The sequence below is a fragment of the Modestobacter sp. KNN46-3 genome (assembly GCF_011039295.1).
The window spans coordinates 1-1987 of record NZ_JAAKGN010000303.1 but is presented as its reverse complement, the minus strand read 5'-3'; the positions used below and the strand labels follow the sequence as shown (position 1 = coordinate 1987).

The following is a 1987-nucleotide window of genomic DNA, read 5'->3' as shown; positions in this document are numbered from 1 at the left end:
TCCGCCGTCGGCACCTCGAAGTCGTAGGTCTCGTAGCCCAGGTACGGCTCGACCTTGCGCATGTCCCAGGGCAGCCCGGCCGCGCGGAGGACCGGGCCGGTGACGCCGAGGGCCACGCAGCCGGTGAGGTCGAGGAAGCCGACGTCCTTGAGCCGGCGCTGCCAGATCGGCTGGCCGGTGAGCAGCCGATGGGTGCCGGCGACCCGCTCGGGGAGGACGGCGAGCAGCTCCCGCACGGACTCGACGGCGCCCTCGGGGAGGTCCTGCGCCAGCCCGCCGGGGCGGACGTAGGCGTGGTTCATCCGCAGCCCGGTGATCTCCTCGAGCACGTCCAGGACCAGCTCCCGCTCCCGGAAGCCGTTGGTCATGCCGGTGAGTGCGCCCATCTCCATGCCGAAGGTGGCCAGCGCGACCAGGTGCGAGGCGATCCGGTTGAGCTCCATGACCAGCACCCGGATGGTCTGCGCCCGCGGCGGCGCCTCGATGCCGAGCAGCTTCTCCACGGCCAGGCAGTAGCCGGTCTCGTTGAACAGCGGGGCCAGGTAGTCCATCCGCGTGACCAGGGTCGTGCCCTGGGTCCAGGTGCGGTACTCCGTCGTCTTCTCGATGCCGGTGTGCAGGTAGCCGATGACGACGCGGGCCTGGGTGACCGTCTCGCCCTCGAGGTCGAGCACCAGGCGGAGCACCCCGTGCGTGGAGGGGTGCTGCGGGCCCATGTTGACCACGAGCCGCTCGTCGCCCTGGGTGTCGGCGCCGAAGGTCTGGTCCCAGTCGCCGCCGGTGACCGTGTAGACCCGGCCCTCGGTCGTCTGCCGCGAGCCGGCGTACGGGTCGCTGGTGGTGGTCATCGGTAGCTCCGCCGCTCGTCGGGGGGCGGGATCTGCGCGCCGTGGTACTCCACCGGCACGCCACCCAGGGGGTAGTCCTTGCGCTGGGGGTGGCCCTCCCAGTCGTCGGGCATGAGGATCCGGGTCAGCGCCGGGTGGCCGTCGAAGACGACGCCGAACATGTCCCAGGTCTCGCGCTCGTGCCAGTCCGCGGTCGGGTAGACGGAGGTAACCGAGGGGACGTGCGGGTCCTCGGCGGTGACCGCCACCTCCAGCCGGATCCGCCGGCGGTAGGTCATCGAGGTCAGGTGGTAGACGACGTGCAGCCGCGGCCGGTCCGGCGTCACAGCGGGGCCGCCGCTGTCGGCGTAGTCGACGCCGGAGACGCTGCTGCACAGCTCGAAGCGCAGCGCCTCGTCGTCCCGCAGGGCCCGGACCAGGGTGAGCAGGTGCTCGCGGGCGACGAACCAGGTGATCTCACCCCGGTCGACCAGGACCCGGTGGACGGCGGCGGCGTAGGTGGCCTCGCCGACCGCGTCGGTCAGCGCGTCGGCGACCTCGTCGAACCAGCCGCCGTAGGGCCGGTCGGTGGAGTGCAGCGCCACGGCCCCGCCGGGCTCGACCCGGACCAGCCCGCCGAAGCCGGAGGTGTCGCCGCTGCCGGTGACCCCGAAGGCGCCCTTGCGGAATCCCCCGCCGGGCTCGGTCGCCGCGCCGAAGCCCGCCTCGTCGCTCACCGGTCTGCTCCGGGCAGGACGACGGCGTTGCCTCCGCGCTGCTCGATGGCGAACTGACCGGTGCGGCCCTCGGCGGCGGCCTGCTCGTAGGCGCGCCGCGCCGCCGGGTCGGCCCGGACGCTGGAGGGCATCGCCAGGTGCAGCTCCGGCGCCGTCCCGTTGGCCCGGGCCTCGGCCTGCTCCCGGGCACGCTTGGCGCCCAGCGGCTGGTGCTGGATCTTGTGGTGCAGCTTGAGGATGGCGTCGGTGAGCATCTCCGGCCGCGGCGGGCAGCCCGGCAGGTACATGTCCACCGGGACGATGTGGTCGACGCCCTGCACGATCGCGTAGTTGTTGAACATGCCGCCGGAGCTGGCGCAGACGCCCATGGCGAGCACGTAGCGCGGCTCGGGCATCTGGTCGTAGATCTGCCGGAGGACCGGG

At 72.9% G+C, this 1987-nt stretch carries 2 protein-coding genes and 1 pseudogene; all 3 read right to left on the bottom strand.

The window, feature by feature from the left end; all coding sequences use genetic code 11:
* Nucleotides 1-848, bottom strand: a pseudogene (locus tag G5C62_RS26770) (NADH-quinone oxidoreductase subunit D); the annotation flags it as partial.
* Entirely contained in the window at nt 845-1564 is a 720-nt protein-coding gene (locus G5C62_RS26765) for an NADH-quinone oxidoreductase subunit C (RefSeq protein WP_164703380.1), read from the bottom strand. The pseudogene G5C62_RS26770 and the gene G5C62_RS26765, both read right to left, overlap by 4 nt.
* Nucleotides 1561-1987, bottom strand: a 427-nt coding sequence (gene nuoB / locus G5C62_RS26760; protein WP_164703379.1) for an NADH-quinone oxidoreductase subunit B, incomplete at its 5' end; no start/stop codon positions are given. The genes G5C62_RS26765 and nuoB, both read right to left, overlap by 4 nt.